Origin of the sequence: Methylobacterium sp. P1-11 (assembly GCF_008329595.1) — a bacterium.
GTDB lineage: Bacteria > Pseudomonadota > Alphaproteobacteria > Rhizobiales > Beijerinckiaceae > Methylobacterium.
Genome location: NZ_NPKS01000007.1, coordinates 183388 through 207620, shown reverse-complemented (window position 1 = coordinate 207620; position 24233 = coordinate 183388). Strand labels below are relative to the sequence as shown.

General features: G+C 68.5%; 23 protein-coding genes. 11 read left to right on the top strand and 12 right to left on the bottom strand.

Translation table 11 applies throughout. The features are described from left to right. The first annotated feature begins 14 nt into the window (after positions 1–14). Both CIW48_RS09920 and CIW48_RS09915 read left to right on the top strand, forming a co-directional pair. On the top strand, positions 15–797 hold the full coding sequence (locus CIW48_RS09920) for a hypothetical protein (protein WP_149310642.1): 783 nt from the start codon (positions 15–17) through the stop codon (positions 795–797). Positions 798–831: 34 nt separating this feature from the next. Further along, positions 832–1452 carry a GNAT family N-acetyltransferase gene (locus CIW48_RS09915; RefSeq protein WP_149310641.1) on the top strand — a complete coding sequence of 207 codons (621 nt, stop codon included), beginning with the start codon at positions 832–834 and terminating at the stop codon, positions 1450–1452. Positions 1453–1527: 75 nt separating this feature from the next. Here the strand turns inward: CIW48_RS09915 and hpnH are convergent, their stop codons facing one another. Next, on the bottom strand, positions 1528–2691 hold the full coding sequence (hpnH, locus tag CIW48_RS09910; protein WP_091786234.1) for an adenosyl-hopene transferase HpnH: 1164 nt from the start codon (positions 2689–2691) through the stop codon (positions 1528–1530). Positions 2692–3302: 611 nt separating this feature from the next. On the opposite strand from hpnH, the gene CIW48_RS09905 reads away from it, so the two are divergent. Beyond that, complete coding sequence (locus CIW48_RS09905; RefSeq protein WP_149310663.1) at positions 3303–5969, top strand: MMPL family transporter; 2667 nt, start codon at positions 3303–3305, stop codon at positions 5967–5969. A gap of 20 nt (positions 5970–5989) precedes the next feature. Here CIW48_RS09905 and CIW48_RS09900 read toward each other — a convergent pair whose 3' ends face one another. The 6 genes from CIW48_RS09900 to CIW48_RS09875 all read right to left on the bottom strand — a co-directional run bounded on the left by CIW48_RS09900 (position 5990) and on the right by CIW48_RS09875 (position 12357). Beyond that, complete coding sequence (locus CIW48_RS09900) at positions 5990–6865, bottom strand: helix-turn-helix domain-containing GNAT family N-acetyltransferase (RefSeq protein WP_149310640.1); 876 nt, start codon at positions 6863–6865, stop codon at positions 5990–5992. 32 nt (positions 6866–6897) lie between these two features. Beyond that, positions 6898–7740 (bottom strand): hopanoid biosynthesis-associated protein HpnK, encoded by an 843-nt coding sequence (gene hpnK / locus CIW48_RS09895; RefSeq protein WP_149310639.1) that lies wholly within the window; start codon positions 7738–7740, stop codon positions 6898–6900. Between the two features lie 106 nt (positions 7741–7846). Continuing rightward, positions 7847–9280 (bottom strand): hopanoid biosynthesis associated radical SAM protein HpnJ, encoded by a 1434-nt coding sequence (hpnJ, locus tag CIW48_RS09890; protein ID WP_149310638.1) that lies wholly within the window; start codon positions 9278–9280, stop codon positions 7847–7849. 57 nt (positions 9281–9337) lie between these two features. After that, positions 9338–10546 carry a bacteriohopanetetrol glucosamine biosynthesis glycosyltransferase HpnI gene (gene hpnI / locus CIW48_RS09885; protein WP_149310637.1) on the bottom strand — a complete coding sequence of 403 codons (1209 nt, stop codon included), beginning with the start codon at positions 10544–10546 and terminating at the stop codon, positions 9338–9340. 84 nt (positions 10547–10630) lie between these two features. Further along, entirely contained in the window at positions 10631–11254 is a 624-nt protein-coding gene (locus CIW48_RS09880; RefSeq protein ID WP_149310636.1) for an ABC transporter substrate-binding protein, read from the bottom strand. Continuing rightward, the gene (locus CIW48_RS09875; RefSeq protein ID WP_149310635.1) at positions 11245–12357 is read right to left on the bottom strand and encodes a flippase-like domain-containing protein; all 1113 of its coding nucleotides are present in this window, start codon (positions 12355–12357) and stop codon (positions 11245–11247) included. Before CIW48_RS09875 ends, CIW48_RS09880 begins: the two co-directional genes overlap by 10 nt. A 210-nt stretch (positions 12358–12567) precedes the next feature. Between CIW48_RS09875 and CIW48_RS09870 the strand changes: the two genes are divergently transcribed. Next, on the top strand, positions 12568–13743 hold the full coding sequence (locus CIW48_RS09870) for an amidinotransferase (protein ID WP_149310634.1): 1176 nt from the start codon (positions 12568–12570) through the stop codon (positions 13741–13743). Positions 13744–13831: 88 nt separating this feature from the next. Here the strand turns inward: CIW48_RS09870 and CIW48_RS09865 are convergent, their stop codons facing one another. Together CIW48_RS09865 and CIW48_RS09860 are read right to left on the bottom strand one after the other, a co-directional pair. Continuing rightward, the gene (locus tag CIW48_RS09865) at positions 13832–14836 is read right to left on the bottom strand and encodes an alpha/beta hydrolase (protein ID WP_149310633.1); all 1005 of its coding nucleotides are present in this window, start codon (positions 14834–14836) and stop codon (positions 13832–13834) included. 154 nt (positions 14837–14990) lie between these two features. Continuing rightward, complete coding sequence (locus CIW48_RS09860; protein ID WP_149310632.1) at positions 14991–15755, bottom strand: FkbM family methyltransferase; 765 nt, start codon at positions 15753–15755, stop codon at positions 14991–14993. 419 nt (positions 15756–16174) lie between these two features. Between CIW48_RS09860 and CIW48_RS09855 the strand changes: the two genes are divergently transcribed. After that, positions 16175–16666: a hypothetical protein gene (locus CIW48_RS09855; RefSeq protein WP_246695181.1), complete on the top strand. Its 492-nt coding sequence runs from the start codon at positions 16175–16177 to the stop codon at positions 16664–16666. 10 nt (positions 16667–16676) lie between these two features. Then, a complete protein-coding gene (gene kdsA / locus CIW48_RS09850; RefSeq protein ID WP_149310631.1) occupies positions 16677–17531 on the top strand; it encodes a 3-deoxy-8-phosphooctulonate synthase in 855 nt (284 codons plus the stop codon). 5 nt (positions 17532–17536) lie between these two features. On the opposite strand, the gene CIW48_RS09845 is transcribed toward kdsA, so the two are convergent. Then, positions 17537–18211 carry a methyltransferase domain-containing protein gene (locus tag CIW48_RS09845; protein WP_149310630.1) on the bottom strand — a complete coding sequence of 225 codons (675 nt, stop codon included), beginning with the start codon at positions 18209–18211 and terminating at the stop codon, positions 17537–17539. A 333-nt stretch (positions 18212–18544) separates the two neighbouring features. On the opposite strand from CIW48_RS09845, the gene CIW48_RS09840 reads away from it, so the two are divergent. Beyond that, positions 18545–18883 carry a hypothetical protein gene (locus CIW48_RS09840; RefSeq protein ID WP_091786272.1) on the top strand — a complete coding sequence of 113 codons (339 nt, stop codon included), beginning with the start codon at positions 18545–18547 and terminating at the stop codon, positions 18881–18883. 85 nt (positions 18884–18968) lie between these two features. On the opposite strand, the gene queF is transcribed toward CIW48_RS09840, so the two are convergent. Further along, the gene (gene queF, locus CIW48_RS09835; protein ID WP_091786382.1) at positions 18969–19421 is read right to left on the bottom strand and encodes a preQ(1) synthase; all 453 of its coding nucleotides are present in this window, start codon (positions 19419–19421) and stop codon (positions 18969–18971) included. A gap of 192 nt (positions 19422–19613) precedes the next feature. Here queF and eno point away from each other — a divergent pair, with 192 nt between their 5' ends. Further along, the gene (gene eno, locus CIW48_RS09830) at positions 19614–20903 is read left to right on the top strand and encodes a phosphopyruvate hydratase (RefSeq protein WP_149310629.1); all 1290 of its coding nucleotides are present in this window, start codon (positions 19614–19616) and stop codon (positions 20901–20903) included. Then, positions 20900–21304: a DUF3574 domain-containing protein gene (locus CIW48_RS33875; protein WP_246695183.1), complete on the top strand. Its 405-nt coding sequence runs from the start codon at positions 20900–20902 to the stop codon at positions 21302–21304. The genes eno and CIW48_RS33875 overlap by 4 nt, the downstream gene beginning before the upstream one ends. A gap of 82 nt (positions 21305–21386) precedes the next feature. Here CIW48_RS33875 and CIW48_RS09820 read toward each other — a convergent pair whose 3' ends face one another. Continuing rightward, positions 21387–22622, bottom strand: coding sequence for an adenylate/guanylate cyclase domain-containing protein (locus CIW48_RS09820; protein ID WP_149310627.1), 1236 nt, complete (start codon positions 22620–22622; stop codon positions 21387–21389). Positions 22623–22700: 78 nt separating this feature from the next. Between CIW48_RS09820 and CIW48_RS09815 the strand changes: the two genes are divergently transcribed. Then, positions 22701–23012, top strand: coding sequence for a septum formation initiator family protein (locus tag CIW48_RS09815; protein ID WP_091786282.1), 312 nt, complete (start codon positions 22701–22703; stop codon positions 23010–23012). A 233-nt stretch (positions 23013–23245) separates the two neighbouring features. Continuing rightward, a complete protein-coding gene (gene pdhA / locus CIW48_RS09810; protein ID WP_244514122.1) occupies positions 23246–24223 on the top strand; it encodes a pyruvate dehydrogenase (acetyl-transferring) E1 component subunit alpha in 978 nt (325 codons plus the stop codon). The last annotated feature ends 10 nt before the right edge of the window (positions 24224–24233 follow it).

Genomic DNA, 24233 nt, shown 5'->3' with positions numbered 1-24233 from the left:
CCGCCGGTGTCGCCATGGGCCTGATCGCCGCCAAGATCATCGTGACGCCGGCCCTGATGTGGGCCGTGTCAGCCGCTGCGCGCCGGTGGGGCAGCCTCGTGGGCGGCCTGCTCTCGGGCCTGCCCCTCACCTCGGCGCCAATCTCGATCTACCTCGCCGCCGAGCAGGGCGAGCGCTTCGCTGCCGACGCGGCGATCGGCTCTGTGGAGGGGCTCGGCGCGGTCACGGTCAGCTACCTCGCCTACGTCGTCTCCGCGCCGCGGACGGGCATCCTCGCGCCCGTCTTCCTCGCCCTGGCAGCCTTCGTCCTCGCCGGCGCGCTGCTGCACGGTGTGATCCAGCCGAACCTGTGGCTGGCCACGGCGATCGACCTGCCGGCGATGGCCCTGGTGGTCGCCCGGTGCCGGCCGACCGCCGGAGCCGAGGCACCGCGGCGCCGGTCGCGCCCGCCGCGTTGGGACATGCCGGCCCGGCTCGCGGCCGCCACCGCCCTCGTCCTGGTGGTCTCGACGCTCGCGCCGTATCTCGGCTCCGGCCTGAGCGGTGTGCTGGCACCGATCCCGATCATCTCCTGGCCACTCATCGTCTTCGCCCGGGCGCAGGACGGGATCGGCGCCGCGCTCGACGTGGTGCGCGGCAGCGCTCAGGGCGCGTTCGGCGTTCTGGCCTTCTATGTCTGCGTGCACCTGCTGCTCGGGCGGATCGACCCGGCCGCGGCCTACGCCGTGTCCATCGCAGTGTCGGCGGCCTGCGTCCTGCCCTGGCTGATCGCGCGGCGCCGTCCGCGGGCGGTGTGATCGGGACGCGCCGACGCGACCGCGGAGGAGACGCATGCTGCCGGATACGGGAATCCCAACCCTCGCCCCGGGCTACGCGGCGGTGCCGCCGGGCCATCTCGCCACCATCGTCACCAGCCTGGAGATGCTCCGCCCGCCGCCCGCGCGTCCCGGACGGCCGTTCCCGCCCGGGCTGGCCCTCGCGCCGCTAGAGCGCGCCGATCCGGAGACATACCGGAGCCTGTACCGGGAGGTCGGTGCCGACTGGCTCTGGTTCTCGCGGCTCACCCTGGCGGACGGGGCGCTGGCCGCGATCCTGGCCGACGGGGATGTCGAGGTTTTCGCGCTCCGCCAGGACGGGCGGAACGTCGGCATGCTGGAACTGGATTTCCGCCAGCCCAACACCTGCGAGCTGGTCTTCCTCGGACTGACCGGGGACGCGGTCGGAACCGGGATCGGCCGCACGCTGATGAACACGGCGATCGGCCGTGCCTGGGCGCGCCCGATCGCGCGGTTCTGGGTGCATACCTGCACCCTGGACCATCCCGGCGCGCTCGCCTTCTACCGGCGTTCGGGCTTCGTCCCCTTTGCCGTCCATGTCGAGGTCGCGCCCGATCCACGGCTCGACGGGACCCTGCCGCGAGGCTGCGCCCCGCACGTGCCGCTGCTCGGCTGACGCGCCGCGGGCATCGGAAAACGACGAGACCCGCGGCCTCGCGGCCGCGGGTCTCGTCTCGATGGTCGCGCGCGATCAGGCAGCGGTGCGCTTGCGGGCTTCCTGCTTCGTGTCGACGCCGGCCGCTTTGATCTCGGACAGCTTCTGCGCGACGTTGCGCGAGAACACGAACTCGGCCGGGCGCTGGTTCTCGAGGCTGACCTCGGGGGCCATCGTGCCGTCGGTCTTGATGCCGCGGATCGCGTGCACCAGCGGCTTCCAGGGCTTGCGGACCGAATCGACAACCGAGGAGGCCTCGTAGCCCGAATGGACCATGCAGTCGGCGCACTTCTCGTAATTGCCGGTGCCGTAGGAATCCCAGTCGGTGGTCTCCATCAGCTCCTTGAAGGTCGCCGCATAGCCCTCACCGAGCAGGTAGCAGGGCTTCTGCCAGCCGAACACGGTGCGGGTCGGGTTGCCCCACGGGGTGCAGTGGTAGGTCTGGTTGCCGGCCAGGAAGTCGAGGAACAGGCCCGACTGCTGGAAGGTCCATTTCTCGCGGCCCTTCTCCTTGCCGTGCCGGAACACGCCGCGGAACAGCTCCTTCGTCGCCTTCCGGTTCAGGAAGTGCTTCTGGTCGGGGGCGCGCTCGTAGGCGTAGCCGGGGGAGACGGTGATGCCGTCGATGCCCATCCGGGTCACGCTGTCGAAGAAGTCGGCGATCTTCTCCGGCTGGGAATTGTTGAAGAAGGTGCAGTTGATGGTGACGCGGAAGCCCATCTCCTTGGCCTTCGCGATTGCCGCCACGGCCTTATCGTAGACGCCGCGCTGGCACACCGACTGATCGTGCATCTCCTTGTCGCCGTCGAGATGGATCGACCACGTGAAGTACGGGCTCGGCTTGTACTCCTTGATCTTCTTCTCGAGAAGCAGCGCGTTCGTGCAGACGATCGCGAACTTCTTCTGGGCGATGATGCCCTCGACGATCTGAGGCAGGTCCTTGTGCAGGAGCGGCTCGCCACCGGCGATCACCACCACCGGGGCACCGCACTCACGCACCGATTCGAGCGCGTCGGCGACCGGAAGGCGCTTGTTCAGGATCTCGTCCGGGTAGTCGATCTTGCCGCAGCCGGCGCAGGCCAGGTTACAGCGGAACAGCGGCTCCATCATCATCACAAGCGGGTAACGCTTGCGGCCCGTGAGGTGCTGCTTCAGGATGTAGCCGCCGATCTTCGCGACGTACCGGAGGGGGATACCCAAGATTGCGGCTCCTTACTTCGTCGGCCCCGGGGCGTCGGGGTGCTTAACGCGAAAAAATCTCGAATTCCAGCGATCTAGCTTGGAACTAATCTGAAACGACCCCGTTTCGGCGAGGTCATGACATCTTATTCTGCTCCTGACGCATCGGCGCCACATGGACTGCCTCGGTGGTGTCCACGGGCGAAGGCGCCTGATCGTTGAGGACAGCACGTGCATTGCGTCGGCAATACGACCGGAATCCCAGGATTCTGGCGGCCGCGCCAGGATCGCTGTGCGCTAGCGCACACGGACAAGCGCGGGATGCGCGCCATGGCGGCCGCGTTGCAATCTGGCATCGCCCTCTTTACTGAGCCTCGTGGCCGGGATGCAAGTCCTGGCCCGCGGCGCGTGACCCGGCCGCGGACCGCGTCATCGGTTGGCGTCGGGTCCCGGCCGCGGACGGCGCGGTCGGTACGGCGTTCCTGGAACCCGATGCGCAGCCGACCAGATCGCGGAGCGATCAACCGGCGGAGCCCGGGGCCGGCTTGTGCCGGTGGCTCGGGTCTGGACCGGACAGGGGGCAGGAGCCGGTCGCGCACGGGGCGCGTCGGATGCGAACAGGCAGGGTGCTCGTGATCGAAAGTCTCGTCGCGTTCTCGGTGCGGTATCGGTGGATCGTGATCGCCCTGACGGCGTTCGTCACGGTCGCGAGCCTCGGGGTCGCGGCGCACCTGTTCCGAATCAATACCGATGTCGAGCGGCTGATCGACCCGAAGGAGCCGTGGCGGCAGGACGAGATCAACTACGAGAAGGCGTTCCCGCAGCGCAGCAACACGATCGTTGCGGTGATCAACGGCGAGACGCCCGAAGTGACCGAGGAGGCGGCTGCCAACCTCGCCAAGGCGCTCACGGCGCACAAGAACCTGATCGAGACCGTCTACCGGCCGGATGGCGGCCCGTTCTTCAACAAGAACGGCCTGCTGCTGATGTCTCAGGCGGACCTCGACAAGACTCTCGAAGCGCTGACCCAGCAACAGGGGCTGCTCGGGCCGCTCGCCGCCGATCCGTCCCTGCGGGGCGTGATGCGGGTGCTGACGCTGGGCGCGCGCGGCGTGAAGACCGGCGACGCCAAGCTCGAGGATCTCGAGAAGCCCATGGGGCAGATCGACGCCACCCTGCAGAAGGTGCTGGCGGGCCAGCCGGCGCGGATGTCGTGGCAGGATCTGCTGTCGGGGGGTGAGACCAGCGTCACCGACAAGATGAAGTTCGTGGTGATCCAGCCGGTCCTCGACTTCAACGCCCTGGAGCCCGGCTACCAGGCGACCAAGCTGATCCGCAACGTCGCCAAGGATCTTGGGATCGACGCGCAGAACGGCCTGCGGATGCGCCTGACCGGCACGGTGGCGGTGGCGGACGAAGAGTTCGCGACGCTGTCGGAGGATGCCGGCCTCAACAACAGCATCATCGTGGGCGCGATCGTGCTGTTCCTGTGGCTGGCCCTGCGCTCGGGCAAGCTCGTCGGCGCGGTGATCATCACCACCTTCGCCGGCCTCGTGGTGACGGCCGCGCTGGGCCTCGTCATGGTCAAGGAGCTGAACCCGATCTCGGTGGCGTTCGCGGCCCTGTTCGTCGGGCTCGGCATCGATTTCGGCATCCAGTTCTCGGTCCGCTACCGGGCAGACCGGTACGAGCAGCCGACCCTCGAGAGCGCGATCCGCGCCGCGGCCCGGGGGGTCGGCTGGTCGCTGACGCTCGCCGCCGTGTCGCTGGTTGCCGGCTTCTTCGCCTTCCTGCCCACGGCGTTCCGGGGCGTGTCGGAGCTGGGCCTGATCGCCGGCGTCGGCATGGTCGTGGCCTTCCTGTTCTCCCTGATCCTGCTGCCGGCGCTGATCGCGGTTTTCAAGCCAGCGGGCGAGAAGGCGGCGGTCCAGACCGAGTGGCTCGTCGGGGTCGACCCGTGGATCATCCGGCACCGCAAGCCGATCCTGATCGGCGTCGGACTCGTGACCCTGGCCGGTGCGCCGCTGCTCTGGCACCTGCCGTTCGACTCGAACCCGATGCATCTGCGCAGCGCCAAGACGCAGTCCATCGCGACCTACCTGGACCTGATCAAGAATCCCGAGACCAGCCCGAACTTCATCGACGTGCTGGCACCGAGCGTCGACGCGGTCCCGGCCTTGTCGAAGACACTTCTGGCCCTTCCAGTCACCGCCTCGGTCAACAGCATCGACACCTTCGTGCCGCGCGACCAGGACAAGAAGCTGGCCCAAATCGCCGATACGGCCCAGCTCCTCGACCCGGTGCTCAATCCCGGCCGCCGGCCGCCCCCGCCGACGGATGCCGAGAACGTCAAGGCGCTCAAGGATGCCGCGACGGCGCTCAACGGCGTCGCCGCCGACACCAAGGGCGACGCGAAGGGCGCTCAGGAGGCCAAGCAGCTCGCCGGCACCCTCGACAAGCTCGCGGCCGGCCCGGTGCCGCTGCGCGAGGCCGCCTCGGTGGCGCTGACCAAGGATCTCGTGCCGCTGCTGGCGCGGCTGCGCGACCTGCTGCATCCCGAGAAGATCACGCTGGAGAACCTGCCGCCGCAGCTCAAGGCCGACTGGGTGGCGGCGGACGGCCGGGCGCGCATCGAGGTCCATCCCAAGGGCGACTCGAACGACGACACGGTGCTGCGCCGCTTCTCGGACGAGGTCCTGAAGGTCGCCCCGCACGCCACCGGCGCGCCCGTGGCCACGACGCAGTCAAGCTACACGATCCTCGGCGCCTTCGTGCAGGCGGCGGTGACAGCCTTCGTGCTGATCTTCGTCATCCTGTCGGTTGCCCTGCGCAAGCCGTGGGACGTGGCGATGACGCTCGGCCCGCTGGTGATCGCGACCCTCTGGACGTTGATGGCGATGCGCATCGTCGGCATGCCGCTGAACTTCGCCAACATCATCGCCCTGCCGCTCATGCTCGCGGTCGGCGTGGCGTTCCACATCTACTACGTGATCGCCTGGCGGGCAGGCGTGACCGACATGCTCGCGTCGAGCCTGACCCGGGCGATCTTCTTCTCGGCGCTCACCACCGGCAGCGCCTTCGGATCGCTGGTCCTGTCGAGCCATCCGGGCACGGCGAGCATGGGCAAGCTGCTGGCGCTGTCGCTGTTCTTCACCCTGGTGGCGGCGTTCTTCGTCGTGCCGGCAACCCTCGGCGAGCCGCCGGACCAGCCCGACGAGGACCGACCGGAGCCCGAGAAGGCCGCTGCCGCCGCATTGCGGAAGAGCGTCGCGCGGAAGGATCCGGTGCCGGCCAAGTAGAGGCCGGCGCCTCGGGGCCGTCAGAGAGCCTTCTCGAAGAAATGGTCCGGGTAGGGATCGTCGTTGAAGCGGTCGATCTCCACCCAGCCCAAGGTTCGGTAGAGCTTCAAGGCCTCCGGGAGGGCGCTGTTTGTGTCGAGCCGCAGCGTCCGGACGCCGAGGTCGCGGGCGACGCGCTGGGCCTCGTGCATCAGGCGCTTGGCGAGGCCCAGGCCACGGGCTGCGGGATCGATCCAGAGGCGCTTGATCTCCGCCGCCGGACCGCCGCGGCCCTTGAGCCCGACGCATCCGACCGGCGGCCCGTCGGCAACGGCGAGCAGGAAAGCGCCGCGCGGCCGCACCAGATCGCCGGCTTCCGGATCGCACGACAGCGCGACATCGAACCCGCCGGCGAATCGGGTGGCCAACTCGGTGTAATAGGCCGCGAGGCAGGCGCGGGCCGCCGAACCGGCCGGATCGGCCTCGACGATCGTGATGGCGTCGCGGCCAAGGGCGAGGGCGACCCGATCCATGGCGCGCAGAAGGGCGTCGGGTTGCGGCGCGCGCTCCAGCAGCGCGACGGCGCGGGCATCCGACAGCGCCTCGTAGGCCTCGTATTCCCGCTCGCCCGCCTCGGTCAGGGACGCGATCCGGCGCCGGGCGTCCGCGGGATGCGGCGCCGTCGCGACCAGACCCTCATCCTCCAGATTCCGCAGCAGACGGCTCATCAGCCCGGAATCGAGGCCGAGATAGGTGCGGATCTCGCCGACCTCCGCGCGTCCGGCACCGATGGCGTTCAGGACGCGGGCGGCGCCCAAGGGACGGCCCCGGCCGAGGAACGAGGAGTCGAGCGCCCCAACCTCCGCGGTGACGGCGCGGGCGAAACGGCGGATGCGGGCGATGTCGGCGGACGTCATGATATCTGACTAAAGTCAGATATCGACTTCGGTCAATCGCGGAAGTCGGAGAAGCCGCCGCGGATCGCGCCCGAGGCCTCGGCCGTCGCCAGAGTCTTGGGGGCGATCAGCGCGTCACGCTCGTCGGCGTAGCGGTAGCCCGGCGCCTCGCCGGGGAAGCCGCCAGAGGTGGCCGGATGGGTGTAGAGTTCGGTCAGGCCGTCCGGAAGCTCGGCCAGCAGCGCCGCGACGCGGGTCGGCGTCATGGCGCCGGACCATGCGAGGCCGAGGGTGCGGTCCGGGATTAGCAGCCCGGCCTGCCGGGCGCGCACGGCGAGCAAGGCCGCCCAAGGGGCGATGTCGAGGGCTGGCCGCGGGCGGGCGCCGGGTTCGGCGCGCCGCAGGATCTCCCGCGGCTCCCGCGGCACCCGCAGGGCGCGCATCCCGAAGTCGCGGCCGATGTGCAGAACCGCGCCCGCGATCAGCGGGTGGACGTGGAAGTGCTTGTGAGCATTGACATGGTCCAGCGGCAGGCCGGTCGCCCGGTAAGCCTCGAACTGCGCCCGGATCTCGGCGGCGAGTTGTCGGCGTGCGGCGGGCTTGCGGGCGAAATCGAGACCCAGCCGGCCCATATCGGCCCGCATCAGGCCGGCCGCATCGGTCAGGTCGGGGAGCTGCGCCGAAGGGAGCGTCGGCCACGCCTCCACGAGGACGAGGTGCAGCCCGACCCGCAGGGACGGCGTCCGCTTCGCCCGCGCCACCGCGTCGGCGGCAGCCGGCGCTGAGACCATCAGGCTCGCGGCGGTGAGGATCCCGTCGCGATGCGCCTGCTCGACGGCCTCGTTGACCTCGGGGCTCAGCCCGAAATCATCCGCGGTGACGACCAGACGCTTCACGCAAACCTCGTAACGGGTGTCGACGGGTCCAGGGCGGAGCCCTGGGAGAAGGGGCGGGGCTCTGCCCCGCGCTCCCCGCCGGGGCCGTGGGCCCCAGACCCCTGACTTACGCCGCCTTCGCGGTGCCCTGGCGCTCCTTGAGAAAGCGGTAGAACTCGACGCCCTCGCGCAGGCGGCGCTTCATCATGTCGGGCGAGCGCACCATCTCGCTGACGATCGAGGCGATCTTCGGCGCCCGGAAGTAGAACTTCTTGTAGAATTCCTCGACCGAGGTGAAGATCTCGGTGTGCGAGAGGTGCGGGTAGTGCAGCGGCGCGACCTGCACGCCGTTCTCGTCGACGAGCTCGGCGTTCTCGATGTCGAGCCAGCCGTTCTCCACTGCCTGCTTGTACAGGAAGGTGCCCGGGTAGGGCGCCGCCAGCGAGACCTGGATCGTGTGCGGGTTGATCCGCTTGGCGAAGGCGATCGTCTCCTGGATCGTCTCCTTGGTCTCGCCCGGCAGGCCGAGGATGAAGGTGCCGTGGATGGCGATGCCCAGCTCGTGGCAATCCTTGGTGAACTTCTCGGCGACCTCGACCCGCATGCCCTTCTTGATGTTGTGCAGGATGGTCTGGTTGCCGGATTCGTAGCCGACCAATAGCAGGCGCAGGCCGTTCTCCTTGAGCACCTTCAGGGTCTCGCGCGGCACGTTCGCCTTGGCGTTGCACGACCACGTAACGCCGAGCTTGCCCAGCTCGCGGGCGATCTCCTCCGCGCGCGGCAGATTGTCGGTGAAGGTGTCGTCGTCGAAGAAGAACTCCTTGGTCTGCGGGAACTCCTTCAGGCAGTACTTGATCTCCTCGATCACGTGGGCGACCGAGCGGGTGCGGTAGGTGTGGCCGCCGACCGTCTGCGGCCAGAGGCAGAAGGTGCAGCGGCTCTTGCAGCCCCGGCCCGAGTAGAACGAGATGTAAGGGTGCTTCAGGTACCCGATGAAGTACTTCTCCATCTCCAGGTCGCGCTTGTAGACGCTGGTGACGAAGGGCAGCTGGTCCATGTCGGTCATGATCTCGCGGTCCTCGTTGTGGACCACGACACCGTTGGCGTCGCGATAGGACAGACCCTTGATCTGCGCCATCGGCACGCCGTCGGCGACTTCCTTGACGGTGAAGTCGAACTCGTTGCGGGCGCAGAAATCGACCACCGGGGCCTGGGCCATCGCGCCTGCTGCGTCGACCGCGACCTTGGCGCCGATCAGGCCGGCGATCAGCTTCGGATTGGCGGCCTTGAGCGCCTCGATCGTCTTCACGTCGGACTTGAACGACGGCACCGAGGTGTGGAGCACGACGAGGTCGAAGTCGTTGGCCTGCGCCACGATCTCGGGGAGCTTGATGTTGTGCGGCGGCGCGTCGATCAGCTTCGAGTTCGGCACCAGGGCGGCCGGCTGGGCCAGCCACGTCGGGTACCAGAACGACTTGATCTCGCGTTTGGCCTGGTAACGGGAGCCGGCACCGCCGTCGAAACCGTCGAAGGTGGGGGCCTGGAGGAAGAGCGTGCGCATGGGGTTCAAGGCCTCAGGGCAATGCCGGGGGAGGGCGGAGGGACGAGGAAGCCGGGTTCAGCGGAGCGGCGCGCCGGCATCGCGGCCGAGTTCGGCGTCCGGGATCAGGGTGCCATCCGCAACCACGTGATAATCGTGACCTTTCCATGTCACCGCCCCCGACACGAAGGCCCAGGAGAAGTTCAGGAAGGAGAGGATGTCGCGGATCGGCAACAGTCCGTAGGGGTGCGGGGCGAGGCCGAAGGCCCGCTCCAGCTGCCGGCAGAGCAGGACGCGGCTCGCCAGCGCGGCGGCAGCGACCCAGAGCGCGCCGGTGCCGGCGCCCGGCAGCAGGGCGCCGAGCAGGGCGAGGGGGAAGGCGTGGGTGACGATCGAGCCCGCATACCCTGCCGGATCGACGGCGCGGATCGTGCGGTTCCAGCGCAGCTCGTGCCGCCACAGGCCGGAGAGATCGGTATCGACGCTGGTATGGCCGATGGTGAAGCTCGGAATCGCCACGCGGCCGCCGAGGCCGCGCAGGGCGGCGCCGATGGCGTAATCGTCCGCCAGGTCGTTGCGGAAGGTGCGGAAGCCCCCCACCGCCTCGAGGCTCGCCCGGGTGAGGGCCACGGTGGAACCGAAGCAGGGCTTTGCCAGACCGAGGCTCAGGCCCATCACGACGTTGGGCAGGAACTGGGTGTCGATCGCCAGCGTCGACAGCTGGTCGTAGAGGCCCCGGAAGGCCGGGACGCCGTGATACAGGCAGGTGACGCCGGTGATGCCGTCCTGCGAGAGCTCCGCGACGAGGCGCTCCAGGTAGTCGGGGCCCACCACCATGTCGCTGTCGGCCAGCACCACCACGTCGTACGCGATGGCCTCGGCCATGTTGATCAGGTTCGAGACCTTGCGGTTCGAGCCGTGCTGGCGGCCGTCGATCACGAGGTCGATGCGCGCCTCGGGATAGGCCTGCTGCAGGCGCTCCACCACGCCGATCGCCGGATCCGTGGTCCTCTGGACACCGAACAGAACCTGGACCGGCCCGGCATAATCCTGGCGCAGCACGGTCTCGAGATTTTCGTAGAGATTCGGTTCGAGGCCGCAGAGTGGCTTGAGCACGGTCACGGAGGGCCGGGCCGCGCTGGCGGCGAGCACCGGCGGGCGGCGGGCCGCATAGCGGCCGGCGCAATAGGCGGCGGCCAGACCGTAGACGCAGCCCGCCGCCGCCAGGATCAGGCAGAGCAGCGAGAACCACGAGAGGCTGAGCAACGCCAGCGAGGAGACATCCATCCGGTCGGGTCCGTGCGGTCGTCCGGCCGCCTCAGGCGGCGATGGCCGCGAGCGGCCGGTTCAGGTCGGCGCTGGCGGCGCCGCTCACGGTGTCGGCTTCGCCGCGAGCATGCCGTCGGCCCGCTGGCGGAGGAACTTCACGACGCCGTCGGCGCCACCGGCCTTCAGAGGCGCCGACAGGGCGTTCCGCTGCGCGGCGATCTCGCTCACATCGCCGTTGAGCAGGACGTCCTGGATGCGGTTGTCGCCGTTGACGACGAAGTCCACGGCGGAATCGTCGCCGTCCGCGGCGGTGACGCGGGTCGGCACCACGCGCTGGGCGCCCCGCTCCTCGACCTTCGGGGTCACGTCGAATTTGCCGCCGGCGGCGCGGGCCAGCCGGTTGGCGTAGGTGACGGTCAGGCTGCGCTTGAAGGCGTCGATCACCGCCGCCTGCTGCTCCGGCGTGAAGCCAGACCATTTCGCACCCACAGCGATGCGGGTCATGGCGGGGAAATCGAACGCCTTTTCGAGGGCCGGCCCGACGGCCTCGACACGTGCCGGCAGCGGGCCGGGCCCGTCCTTCAGCGCGGCCGCGAAGGCGGCGTAGAGATCGCGCACGGTCTGAACAGCGGGATCGTCCGCGGCCCAAGAGGAAACCGGGACGAGCCAAGACAGGGCCAAGGGAGCGGCAATGAGGGCGGCCGCGAGCCGTCGGGTCAGGCGCACTTCTTCAACTCCTCGCCGTCGCCGAGTCGCGCCCCCATGCGCGGCGGGGCGTAGCTGTAGAACGGTCCGAGGGTCGCGGGCTGCGCGATCATCTTCTTGGCCTTGCGTCCCGCCTCCGGCTCCGGCTCGCGCTCCTCCTCCGGCGCCTCGGCGCGGAGACGGGCCTCGATCCGGTGCCAGAGCAGGAGGCTCGGGAGCCCGACGCCGAGATCGGCGAAGCGCTTGACCAGGGAGAGGGCGAGCGCCGCCTCGACCGGAATGTTGAACAGGCCGCACAGGGCGATCAGGCCGCCTTCCTGCGCACCGAGCGCGCCCGGCACCGCGAAGGCCGCACCGCGCACCGCCTGGGCGAGGCTCTCGATCATCAGCGCCTGCGCGAAATCGATGGGGTAGCCCATGAAGCGCAGGCAGACATAGACCTCGAGCGTTCCGATCACCCATCCGGCCAGGTGGACCACCAGGGCCAGCACGAAGCGGCCGTGGTTGCCGTAGAGGCGGCGCAGGCTGTCGTAGAGCTGATCGATGGCGCCGAAGGCCCGCCATTCGCGCCCGGAGGCGAAGCGGCTGAGCAGCCCCTGGATCAGGCGGTGACCGGCCCGCCGCTGGATCAGGTAGAACGCGCCGAGCGCCGGCACCGCCAGGGCCAGGCCGCCCTCGACCGTGTGGGCGATCGGGCCGTCGCCGGAGATCAGGACCAGCAGGGCGAGACCGATCACCGTGAACAGGAGCTGCGTCAGCGCCTGGGTCATCAGATCGACGAACATGCTGGCGCCCGCGAGCGCCCCCGGGACGTTGCGCTTCGACAGAAGGCGCGCGCCGACGAAGTCGCCGCCGACGGTGGCCACGGGCAGCAGCGTGTTGATGCCCTCGCGCACGAACCGGAGCGTGATGCAGTCGGCGAGCTTGGTCGCGCCGGCCGGGAACACGACGTACCAGCCGAGCCCCGCCCACGCGACGGCCACGATCCGGGCCAGCACCACCAGGGCGGCGCCCCAGCCGGCGCTCACGACGGCGGCCGACACGTCCTCCAGTCCGGAGGACATGAACAGGCCGACGACTGTGCACAGACCGGCAATCGAGGCCAGAGTCGTCAGGCGCTTCATTGTCGTCTTTCAAGCTCGCAAAAGGCTTGATGCGGGAAATCGGTCACGGTCGCGGCAGAAATAGGTCCGCCGGGCCAGGAACGTTTCTGCCACGTTGCAGCAGGGATTAGCGGTGTCTATCACCCGTTTGACACACCGAGGGCCAAAGCGGCGGAAGGGCTGGGAAGCCCGCGCAGAAGGCCGCGGCACGTCGCAGAAGGGGCACACGTCATGGAGCGCGAATCACCGATCACGGCCGCTGAGGCCGTGACCGACGACACGCATGCGGGCGGATTCCCGGGCGGGACCGGTCCGGGCGTGCCCGCGCCCCAGTCGCCGGTGATGGCCTGGAACGAGTGGGATCCGCTGGAAGAGGTGATCGTCGGCTCGCTGGACGGCGCCACGATCCCGACCCACCACCTGACCGTGATCTTCAACCTGCCGCGCGCCGCGCAGCCGTTCTACCGGCTGGCGAGCGGCTGGAAGTATCCGAAGTTCATGAAGAAGCTCGCCCAGGCCGAGCTCGACAACTTCATCACCATCCTGGCCGGCGAGGGCGTGAAGGTCCGTCGCCCCGACGCGGTGGATTTCTCCAAGAAGTTCAAGGCGCCGCGCTGGTCCTCCCGGGGCTTCTGCGTCGCCTGCCCGCGCGACCCGTACCTCGTCATCGGCGACGAGATCATCGAGAGCCCGATGTGCTGGCGCTCGCGCTACTTCGAGGGCGACGCCTACCGGTCGCTGTTCAAGGAGTATTTCCGCGCCGGCGCCCGCTGGACTTCGGCCCCGCGCCCGCAGCTTACCGACGACCTCTACAATTACGATTATCGGGTGCCGAACCTGAAGGCCGGCGAGCCCATGCAGTTCACGGTCAACGAGTTCGAGCCGGTCTTCGACGCCGCCGACTTCGTCCGCTGCGGCCGCGACCTGTTCGTCACCCGCTCGAACGTCACGAACCTGATGGGCATCGAGTGGCTGCGCCGCCACCTCGGCCCGGGCTTCCGGATCCACGAGATCGAGAGCCGCTGCCCGCAGCCGATGCATATCGACTCGTCGTTCATGCCCCTCGCCCCCGGCAAGGTGCTGGTGAACCCGGATTACGTCGACGTCGAGAAGCTGCCGGCCGTGCTCAAGAAGTGGGACGTGCTGGTCGCGCCGCGCCCCGACCCGGTCGAGGGCTTCATGAGCAAGATCTCGATGTGCTCGCCCTGGACCTCGATCAACGTTCTGGCGATCACCGAGAAGAAGATCGTCGTCGACCAGAGCCAGCCGACGCTGATCAAGGCGCTCAAGGATTGGGGCTTCGATCCGATCCCGGCGCCGTTCCTCAGCTACGGCCCCTTCGGCGGCTCGTTCCATTGCGCGACCCTCGACGTCCGCCGCCGCGGCGTGCTGAAGTCGTACTTCTAGGACCAACCGACCCGACCACCCGTCATTCCGGGCTCGCCTGCGGCGCCCGGAATGACGGGCGGCGGTGCGATTTACGGGACCGTGACGCTCACCGCGCCGCGATGCCTTCGATCAGAGCCTTGTTGAACCCCTCCGGGTCGGACATCTGCGGTGCGTGGCCGAGATCCGGAAACTCCACGAGCCGCGCACCCGGGATGGCCTTCGCCGCCGCCCTGCCGAGCGCGGGGTAGTTTCCGAGGTGCCCCCGCATCTCCGGCGGCGCCAGATCCTTTCCGATCGCCGTGGTATCCTTCTGGCCGATCAGCAGCAGGGTCGGTACCGCGATCTGCGGGAAGCGGTAGACCACCGGCTGGGTCAGGATCATGTCGTAGAGGAGCGCCGAATCCCAGGCGACCGCCTCCTTGCCGGGGCCGTTATTGAGTCCTGCCAGCATCGCCACCCAGGGCTCGTAGCGCGGCTCCCAGGCGCCGGCGTAGTAGGTCGCCTTCTCGTAGGCGCGGATCGATTCCGCCGTCACCTTCAGCTCGCGCTGATACCATTGCTCGATCGAGGTGGGCGGCACGCCCTTGGCGGCCCAATCCTCCAGGCCGATCGGGTTGACCAGCACGAGCTGTTCCACCGCTGCGGGATAGAGCAGGGCGTAATGGGCGGCCAGCATGCCCCCCGTGGAATGGCCGACCAGGATGGGGCGCTCGACCCCGAGCTTGGCCAGCAAGGCGTGGGTGTTCTCGGCGAGTTGCCGGAAGGTGAACTGGTAGGCTGCCGGCTTGCTCGACTTGCAGAAGCCGATCTGGTCCGGCGCGACCACGCGATATCCGGCCGCGCTGAGGGCACGGATCTGGCTCTCCCAGGTGGCGGCGCAGAAATTCTTGCCGTGCAGCAGCACGGCGGTGCGACCGTTCGGCGTCGCCGGACGGATATCGAGATAAGCCATCTGCAGCGGCTGGCGCTGTGACGTGACGGTGAAGCGCTCCACCGGGAACGGGTAGGCGAAGCCTTCGAGCTCCGGGCCGTAGCTCGGCAGCGGCTCGGCCTGAACACCGCCGGGCTGTGCGAGGATCAGCAGGAGGGAAGTGAGGACGGTTCTGAGCATCGGCAGCGTCGGAGCCTGATCTGTGCGCGGCGCGAGGCGCCGCGCCGCACGCCCAGATCGTGCATTCAGGCCGCCCTGTCCATGCGCCGCCCCGGCGGTGCGAGCCGTCCTTCGATCCCCGATCTCCGAATACCGGCTCGCCGGAGCGGCCGAATCAGCCCTTCACATACCAATCGTCGAACATGGAAAAAGCCTCGAACTTTCGACGATACCGGTTCCGCTGCATCAGATCGCAAATGTCGTTGCGTCGATCGGTATAGTTATGCTCGACGGTCAGCAACCTGATATCGTATTCGGCAAAGTCGAAATCCCTTAGAATATCGTATTCGCTGCCTTCCGTATCGATGCTCAGATACTCGATCTGCCTTGGCGCGTCGGCTGCACGGAGGAAGCTCCGAAGCGTCACGGTCTCGACGTCGTACCGAACGCCACTTCGGCGACGGCCCGCATGAAGGTCGGCATACGACAAGGCATCGAGGGTCGAGAACTCCGCCTCAGGCGTTTCGTTGAACGGGAGCTTCGCCCCGTCCTCCGTGTAGACGCAGCGATCCGTGATGAAGCACGTCCGCTTCGCGCGAAGCTTGTCGTGCCAGATGCGGGCCGGTTCCGCGACGGCGCCCTGCCAGCCGAAGACCTCCTCCAGCAGCAGCGTATTACTCAGGGTCGAACCGTCACAGGCTCCCAGCTCCACGAAGTAGCCGTTCCGCTTCTGCCCAAGCTCGTACAGGACCCACAAATCCTGCAGCAGCTGCGCGTTCGAGAGCGCCGCCCTCCGGGCCGCATAGATCAGGAAATCGACCTGGTCGCCATGGCCATCCCGGCCCGGATTGAGGACACCCTTGATGTCCCGAATGGATGCATCCAGGGACTCTCTCACGTCCAGGATCGATTTGAACACTTTCAGGAACTGCGTTTCCACGATCGTATCCCCGCTCAGTCCACCTGCTGTCGACATCTGAGATGCCGCAGCCGCCCACTCGCTCATCCAATAACGACCTCGAAAATCAGTATCTCTTCGACATATGATTTCGATCTATAATCTCTTTGACCCAACACTCGTTCAAGATAACGAAGCTTTTCTCAGCAAAAAATGCCGCCGCTCACGCGCCGAATCAATCCAGACGATGATGACAGAGTGATTTAAAACTGAAAAATGGGACACTATACGTTCGTTAAAAATCGTGGTCGCGGCAAAATTGACCAAATATATCTTAGAAAATCTGAGATCTGCTTTTATAGAGCAAATATTTATGAATTTTCTATTGGCATCCATCCGCTATGGAGCTATCTCTTCAACGCCATGCGGCTACGCCTCTGCACAGGATTCGATGATCGGCAATGACTCGGCTCCCGCGATCAACCCTCCTGCTGGCGATCCTGGCCTGCCTTCCCGCCGGGGTGGCATGCGCGGCCGATGCCTGCGACGTCCTGACCGCGCAGGTGATCCGCGCCACGGGCGCCTCCCTGGCCGGTCGGACGGGTCCTATCGCCGTGTTCCGGGCGCAGGACGCCGAGCGGATGAGCCTCGATTGCCGCGCCCCCGCCCGGCTCACCGTGGCATCCGTCGATCGGGAGCCGACCCCGGCCTACTTCATCCTGATGGGCCGCGCAGCGCAGGCGCTGGCCGGCGCCGATGCCGTTTCGGCCGAGGTCCTCGCGCTCAATCTCCACCAGTCCAGCCTTCTGACGCAGGCCCCGCGCCGGGGCGGCACCGGATCGATCGTGATGCTGTGCGAGACCGGCCCCCGGACCGGCAGCCTGCAGGATTACCTCACGGTCTGCCGGGTGGCCCGCCGGCCCGGGCTTTCGCCGATCCGCCGCGCGGGCTAGACCGGCCAGCATGTCGAAGATCGAGACACCCGGCCCCGTTGTCCAAGTTGGTGGCGTGCGCTTCGCCAACCACCTGCCGCTGACGCTGATCGCCGGCCCGTGTCAGCTCGAAGGGCGCAATCACGCCCTCGAGATCGCGGCCGCGCTCAAGGAGATGGCCGCGGGCCTCGGCCTGGGCCTCGTGTTCAAGACCTCGTTCGACAAGGCGAACCGCACGTCGGGCGGCGCCGCACGCGGCATCGGCCTCGATGAGGCGCTCCCGGTTTTCGCCGAAATCCGCGAGTCGCTCGGGCTGCCGGTGCTGACCGATGTGCATGCCGCCGAGCAATGCGCCCGCGCCGCCGAGGCGGTGGACGTGCTCCAGATCCCCGCCTTCCTGTGCCGCCAGACCGACCTGCTGCTGGCCGCCGCCGCGACCGGCCGGGCGGTCAACATCAAGAAGGGGCAGTTCCTGGCCCCGTGGGACATGAAGCATGTCGCCGCCAAGGTGACCGGGGCCGGCAATCCCAACGTCATCGTCACCGAGCGCGGCGCTTCCTTCGGCTACAACACACTCGTCTCGGACATGCGCAGCCTGCCGATCATGGCGCAGGTCACGCAGGGCGCGCCGGTGGTGTTCGATGCCACCCACTCGGTCCAGCAGCCCGGCGGACAGGGATCGAGTTCCGGCGGCCAGCGGGAATTCGTCGCCGTCCTCGCCCGCGCCGCCGTGGCAGTGGGCGTGGCGGGGGTGTTCATCGAGACCCATCCCGATCCGGACAGGGCGCCCTCCGACGGCCCGAACATGGTGGCGCTGAAGGACATGCCGGCGCTGATCGAGGAACTCCTCGCCTTCGACAGCCTCGCCAAGCGCCGGACCGCCTGACGGGTTCAGGCCGCTGCCGGCTCCAGCACGTGGATCCGCAGGGGCTGGACGAGGCGAAACGGCCCGTCGGCTTCGCGCGCGGCCGCCTTGAGGAAGGCTTCCTCCACGACGGGACGCCGTTCCCGGATGGTGGCCTCGCGGGCCGGGTCCACGGCACTGACGCGGGCGAGAAAAGCGTCGAGGGACTCGAAGCGCTCATGCCGCGCGACGGTCACGTCGCGGCAGCACGCGTAAGCGCCGCGGGCGAGGGCGGACGCGATGGCATCCTGGGCGGCGGCCCGGACCGCGGTCTCGTCCTCGATCGGCCGCAGGGCATCGAAGAAGCTGCCCTCGGCCAAAGGCTCCACGACGACCAGGCGACCGCCCGGGACCAAAACGCGAGCCGCCTCAGCAAGGGCGGCCGCCGGGTCGGGTACATGGTGAAGGGCGTTCAGCATCACGGCGCCCTGGAAGCTGGCATCGGGGAAGGGCAGGGCCTCCCCGGTTGCGGATTCGAAGCGGGCCTCCGGCACGGCGTCCCGGGCCCTGGCGAGCGCGGCCGCGCCGGGATCGATCCCGGTGACCTCTGCCCCCGCGTCGACCAGCCTCCGCGCGAGCGTCCCGGGCCCGCAGCCGATATCGAGGATCCGCTTGCCGGCTAGCGGCGCGAAACTGTCGCGAATCAGGGTCAGCGCATCCATCGTCGGTCCTCCGAGCCGAGCCGTAGCATGACCGATCCGAGGAGACATGGTTTTCCGCCTCCGGGATCGGACGGTCGTCCTGACGCCAGGACTGAAATCCCGCCCTGTATAGTCACTCCGCCGGTCGGACTGGCTCTTCTCAAGAGTTGGGATACCGTCCGCACGCAGATGCGCAAGCTTGACTGCAGGCCGTGATAAAGACGGGCGCGATGAACGGCGGTTCATAATCCCGACCGCGTGCGGATCCGCACGCATGGACGGGGCGAAATCTGGAACTGTCTGGGTGCGGCCACGTTATTGGGCATGTTCGATCGAGGATCGAGAAGGAACACTATGCGCAAGATCGGTATCATCGCCACTGCTGCCGCCATGGCCATCGGCAGCGTCGCTGCGACCACCGGCGCCGAGGCGCGTCCCTACGGCTACCACGGTGGCTACGGCGGTTACGGTCACGGCTACTACCGCGGCCGTCGCGGCATCGGCACCGGCGCCGCCATCGGCCTGGGCATTGCCGGCCTCGCCGCCGGTGCGATCGCCGCCGGCGCGGCCCGCGACAGCTACTACGGTGGCGGCTACGGCTACGCCCCGTCCTACGGCTACGGCTACGCTCCGGTCTATGGCGGCTACGGCTACGCCGCCCCGGGCTACGGCTACTACGGCTACGGCTACTAAGATCGGAGATCCAAACGGATCGGGGGCGACCGGCGCGAGCCGGTCGCCTTTTTTGTGCGCGCTCCGCCGTCGAAACAGGGCCCGCTCACCGTCCGCGATAGGGCGGCACGCCGGGATCCGGGAGCCAGGCGTTCTTCGGCAGTTCGCCCGCCTGCCAGAACACGTCGATCGGGATGCCGCCGCGGGGATACCAGAAGCCGCCGATGCGCAGGTAGCGCGGCTCCAGCAGGTCGCGAAGCCGCTTGCCGATCGCCACCGTGCAATCCTCGTGGAACGCGCCGTGGTTCCGGAAGGAACCGAGGTAGAGCTTCAGCGACTTCGACTCCACCAGCCACGCGCCGGGCACGTAGTCGATCACCAGGATCGCGAAATCCGGCTGCCCGGTCACCGGACAGATCGAGGTGAATTCGGGCGCGGTGAACCGGGCGACGTAGTCGGTATCCGCGTGGGGGTTCGGGACCCGGTCGAGCCGTGCCTCCTCGGGGGAGGTGGGGAAGGGCGTCGGCTGGCCGAGCTGGAGGTCGTTCGTATCCGTCATGGCCCGCATATAAAGCGCGTCGCCGCCGCATGCATCCGTTTGATCCGCGGCGCTTTCTCCGGAGGATCGGACGCCGCTCGGCCCGCTCCGGCGCTTGCCGCCGGCCGCGGCTTGACGGATAAGCCGCCGCGATGCGCCGCACCCCTGATTTGGGTACGGCCGCCGACCCGCGGCCCCGCGAGAGGACGTTCCATGACCGCGATCACCAATATCAGCGCCCGCGAGATTCTCGACAGCCGCGGCAACCCCACGGTCGAGGTCGACGTCATCCTGGAGGACGGCTCCTTCGGCCGCGCCGCGGTGCCGTCGGGCGCCTCCACCGGCGCCCACGAGGCGGTGGAGCTGCGCGACGGCGACAAGAGCCGTTTCCTCGGCAAGGGCGTGCTGAAGGCGGTCGAGGCGGCCCAGACCGAGATCCTCGACGCGATCGGCGGCATGGAGGCCGAGGATCAGGTCGCGGTCGACGAGGCGATGATCGAGCTCGACGGGACGCCCAACAAGGCGCGCCTCGGCGCCAACGCGATCCTGGGCGTGTCGCTGGCGGTGGCCAAGGCCGCGGCGGAAGCCTCGGGCCTGCCGCTCTACCGCTATGTCGGCGGCGTGCAGGGCCGGGTCCTGCCGGTTCCGATGATGAACATCATCAACGGCGGCGCGCACGCCGACAACCCGATCGACTTCCAGGAATTCATGATCATGCCGGTGGGCGCGGACTCGATCGCCGAGGCCGTGCGCATGGGCTCCGAGGTGTTCCACACGCTCAAGAGCAAGCTCAAGAAGGCCGGGCACAACACCAATGTCGGCGACGAGGGCGGCTTCGCCCCGAACCTGCCGTCGGCCGAGGCCGCCCTCGATTTCGTGATGGACGCGATCAGCGCCGCAGGCTTCAAGCCCGGCCAGGACATGGCGCTCGCCCTCGACTGTGCCGCCACCGAGTTCTTCAAAGACGGCGCCTACGTGTATGAGGGCGAGGGCAAGACCCGCACCATCGAGGCGCAGGTCGACTACCTCGCGCAGCTCGTCGCCACCTACCCGATCGTGTCGATCGAGGACGGCATGTCGGAGGACGACTGGGCCGGATGGAAGCTCCTGACCGACAAGATCGGCGATCGCTGCCAGCTCGTCGGCGATGACCTGTTCGTCACCAATGTCGAGCGCCTGTCCCGCGGCATCACGGAGGGCACGGCCAACTCGATCCTGATCAAGGTCAACCAGATCGGCTCGCTCACCGAGACCCTGGCGGCGGTCGATATGGCCCAGCGTGCCGGCTACACCGCGGTGATGTCGCACCGCTCGGGCGAGACCGAGGATTCGACCATCGCGGATCTCGCGGTCGCCACCAATTGCGGGCAGATCAAGACCGGCTCGCTCGCCCGCTCGGACAGACTGGCCAAGTACAACCAGCTGATCCGCATCGAGGAGGGCCTGGGCCCGCAGGCCCTCTACGCCGGCCCCGCGGCGCTCAAGCAGCTCGCCCGCCGCTGATCCGGCGGATCCTGCTTGCCGGCCTGCTCGGTGTCGGAGCGGCCGGCCCCGCCGGCGCGGACCAGTTCTGCGACGGCGCCCGCCCGACGCTCAGCGCGCAGCTGCTGTTCGGTCTGTCGCGGCCGGACGGCGGCCGCGTCTCGGAAAAGGCCTTCGACCGGTTCCTGGCCGAGCGGATCACCCCGCGCTTCCCGGACGGGCTGACCATGTTCGCGGGCCGGGGCCAGTGGCGCGGACCAGACGGACGGATCGTCCACGAGGCCGCCCGCATCGTCCTGATCGTCACCGAACCGACGCCCGAGGCGGTCGTGGCCCTGCGCGCCATCCAGGAGGCGTATCGGAGCCGGTTCGCGCAGGGCGCGGTCGGGCTGGTGCTGCAGCGGAGCTGCGCGCTGTTCTGAGGGCGACCGCAGGACAGGCCCCAGCGGCCACAGACTCTCCGTCCCCGAGGCAGGGGAGGGACGGGGCGGATCCGGCTGCTCCTCAGCCGACCCCGGATAAAGGACTCTCACCGCCTCCGGCAGACGCGTCATGGGACGGCTCCGCCGGCACGGTCCAGACCCGCATCGGTCGTGACAGACCGCGCAGCTCGATCGTCCCGACCGGCTCCAGCCGCCGCGCGCATCGCTCGGCGAAGGAGTCCGACACCAAGAGTTCGTGACCGAGATCCGCGCACTGGCTCTCGATCCGGCTGGCCTCGTTGACCGCGCGCCCGATGATGGTGAAGTCGAGCCGCCGCTCGATCCCGACATTGCCGTAGATCACTGTCCCGAAATGAACGACGCATTCGGCGGCGAGTTCGGGCAATCCCGCCGCACGGCGCCCGGCATTGAGCGCCGCGTTGGCGGCGAGCCCCTCGGTCGCGGCGTTCAGGGCGGCGCCGCAGACCGGGCAGGGGAGGGTTCCGGCGTCGGGGACCGGGAAGACCGCCAGGAAGCCGTCGCCCAGGAATTTCAGGATCTCGCCGCCGTGCCGCGCCACCGGGTCGCCGAGGGCGTCGAAATGCTCGTTGAGCCACGCGACCATGTCGGCCGGATCCACCCGGTCGGCCAGCGCCGTGAAGCCGCGCAGGTCCGTCAGCAGGATGGCCGCCGGCACGGCCCGCCCTTCGCCGCGCCGGATTTGACCGTCGAGCACCCGCTCGGCGGTGGAACGGCCGAGATAGGTGGCCGACACTTCGCGGAATGTGTGGGCCAGGCCGATCTTGGCGAAGGCCAGCGTCAGGAACGGCAGGACGCCGGCAATGGCCGATAGCTGCGCCTCGGTGAAGCCTGCGGCGGCGCGGCTACAGAACGAGACCGCAATGCCACGAAGCGCGGTGCCGGGCGCGAATTCGACGATATTGAGCACGTAGTCGACCCCGCCCTGCGCCCCGAGGGCCTGCAGGACCGGAAACTCCGCTTCCAGTTCGGGCGCGTCGAGACGCCAGCGGCCGAAGGTCTCGCCCTTCTCGACCAGCGCGTAGACGGGGCTCAGGAGCCAGTCGCTCTCCTCGTCGGCACCGTGGGCATTGGCCACGAAGGACATCCCTTCGCCGGCGTGCCAGTTGAGGCTGACGCCGCGCAGGGTCGGGTCGAGCGCCGGGGCCATGACGCTGACCCGCCAGACCGGGATCCCGGCCTCGACCAGCGCCTCGCAGAAGCCGGAGAGCAGGATGTCGTGGTCGTCGGTCGCCGTGGCGTGCTCGGCGATCCAGCGCCCCAGATGCGTCAGGTCCATCCCTCAGGCTCGCCCTCTGTTGGTGCCGGCCGTCGCGGCCGAAAAGATCCGTTAACCTTTCCGCGCGAGGGTCGCGCCATGGTCGTGCGCCGCCGAGTCAGAATGGTCGTGTTGCCGCTGGGTCTCTGGACCCTGTCGGCGCTCGTCGTCGGGTATTTCGTGTGGCAGGCGGAAAGCGGCAACCGCGGCCTCGAAGCCAAGAAGGCGCTGAAGATCCGCGCCTACGGTCTCACCCAGGAACTCGCCGCCGTGAAGGCCGAGCGCGCTATCTGGGAGCACCGGGTCGCCCTGCTCAAGAGCGACCAGATCGACCGCGATCTTCTGGAGGAGCGTGCGCGGGTGGTGCTGGGCCGTGTCCAGGCCAACGACGTCGTGATCATCACGCCCTGATCGCTGCCGGACCCACTTCGTCAGTCCCGAAAGTGCTCTGACAAGAGCGGCTTCCTGTCAGAGCGGCAGCCCTCGCTTTCCCCTCGTCGCTGTCCTACACCCCCACGAAGTCGCGTGGAATCACGGGGAGAGCGCCGATGGACGCCGCCAAGGAGCCTGCCAAGGACGCTTCGTCCTCCCAGTCGCAGGCCGCGAGCCCACAGGCCGCCGAGGCGCACAAGCCGGCGCCGAACATGCCGCAATTCACCCGCGACGAAGACCTCCACGCCTATCACGAGATGCTGCTGATCCGGCGCTTCGAGGAGAAGGCCGGCCAGCTCTACGGCATGGGCCTGATCGGCGGCTTCTGCCACCTCTATATCGGCCAGGAAGCTGTAGTCATCGGCATGCAGATGGCCTCGGTCGAGGGCGATCAGGTCATCACCGGCTACCGTGACCACGGCCACATGCTAGCCTGCGGCATGGACCCGAAGGGCGTCATGGCCGAGCTGACTGGCCGCCGCGGCGGCTACTCCCGCGGCAAGGGTGGCTCGATGCACATGTTCAGCCGCGAGAAGCAGTTCTTCGGCGGCCACGGCATCGTCGGCGCCCAGGTCTCCCTCGGCACCGGGCTCGCCTTCGCCGACCATTACCGGGAGAACGGCAAGGTCAGCCTGACCTATATGGGCGACGGCGCCGCCAACCAGGGCCAGGTCTACGAGAGCTTCAACATGGCGGCGCTCTGGAAGCTGCCGGTGGTCTACGTGATCGAGAACAACCGCTACGCCATGGGCACCTCGGTGGCGCGGGCCTCTGCGCAGACCGACTTCTCGAAGCGCGGCCTCTCCTTCGGCATCCCGGGCGAGCAGGTCGACGGCATGGACGTGCGCACGGTGCGCGAGGCCGCAACCCGGGCGATCGAGCATGCCCGCACCGGCCAGGGCCCGTACATCCTGGAGATGCAGACCTACCGCTATCGCGGCCATTCCATGTCCGATCCGGCCAAGTACCGGACCAAGGACGAAGTCTCGAAGATGCGCGACGAGCACGACCCGATCGAGATGGTGCGCAAGCGCTTGCTCGAGCTGCACGGCGTGCCCGAGGCCGAGCTGAAGGCCACCGACGCGAAGGTCCGCGAGACGGTCAACGCCTCGGCCGAGTTCGCCACCAACGATCCCGAGCCGGATCCGTCCGAGCTGTGGACCGACATCCTTCTGGACGCGCACGCCTGAGCGCGGACGA

Coding starts and splice junctions, on each gene's coding strand:
- CIW48_RS09920 (WP_149310642.1), top strand. CDS start 15: ATGGGCCTGATCGCCGCCAAGATCATCGTGACGCCGGCCCTGATGTGG.
- CIW48_RS09915 (WP_149310641.1), top strand. CDS start 832: ATGCTGCCGGATACGGGAATCCCAACCCTCGCCCCGGGCTACGCGGCG.
- CIW48_RS09845 (WP_149310630.1), bottom strand. CDS start 18,211: ATGGATGCGCTGACCCTGATTCGCGACAGTTTCGCGCCGCTAGCCGGC.
- hpnJ (WP_149310638.1), bottom strand. CDS start 9,280: ATGCGCACGCTCTTCCTCCAGGCCCCCACCTTCGACGGTTTCGACGGC.
- CIW48_RS09865 (WP_149310633.1), bottom strand. CDS start 14,836: ATGCTCAGAACCGTCCTCACTTCCCTCCTGCTGATCCTCGCACAGCCC.
- CIW48_RS09855 (WP_246695181.1), top strand. CDS start 16,175: ATGACTCGGCTCCCGCGATCAACCCTCCTGCTGGCGATCCTGGCCTGC.
- CIW48_RS09870 (WP_149310634.1), top strand. CDS start 12,568: ATGGAGCGCGAATCACCGATCACGGCCGCTGAGGCCGTGACCGACGAC.
- hpnI (WP_149310637.1), bottom strand. CDS start 10,546: ATGGATGTCTCCTCGCTGGCGTTGCTCAGCCTCTCGTGGTTCTCGCTG.
- CIW48_RS09815 (WP_091786282.1), top strand. CDS start 22,701: ATGGTCGTGCGCCGCCGAGTCAGAATGGTCGTGTTGCCGCTGGGTCTC.
- CIW48_RS09875 (WP_149310635.1), bottom strand. CDS start 12,357: ATGAAGCGCCTGACGACTCTGGCCTCGATTGCCGGTCTGTGCACAGTC.
- queF (WP_091786382.1), bottom strand. CDS start 19,421: ATGACGGATACGAACGACCTCCAGCTCGGCCAGCCGACGCCCTTCCCC.
- CIW48_RS09820 (WP_149310627.1), bottom strand. CDS start 22,622: ATGGACCTGACGCATCTGGGGCGCTGGATCGCCGAGCACGCCACGGCG.
- pdhA (WP_244514122.1), top strand. CDS start 23,246: ATGCCGCAATTCACCCGCGACGAAGACCTCCACGCCTATCACGAGATG.
- kdsA (WP_149310631.1), top strand. CDS start 16,677: ATGTCGAAGATCGAGACACCCGGCCCCGTTGTCCAAGTTGGTGGCGTG.
- eno (WP_149310629.1), top strand. CDS start 19,614: ATGACCGCGATCACCAATATCAGCGCCCGCGAGATTCTCGACAGCCGC.
- CIW48_RS09900 (WP_149310640.1), bottom strand. CDS start 6,865: ATGACGTCCGCCGACATCGCCCGCATCCGCCGTTTCGCCCGCGCCGTC.
- CIW48_RS09840 (WP_091786272.1), top strand. CDS start 18,545: ATGCGCAAGATCGGTATCATCGCCACTGCTGCCGCCATGGCCATCGGC.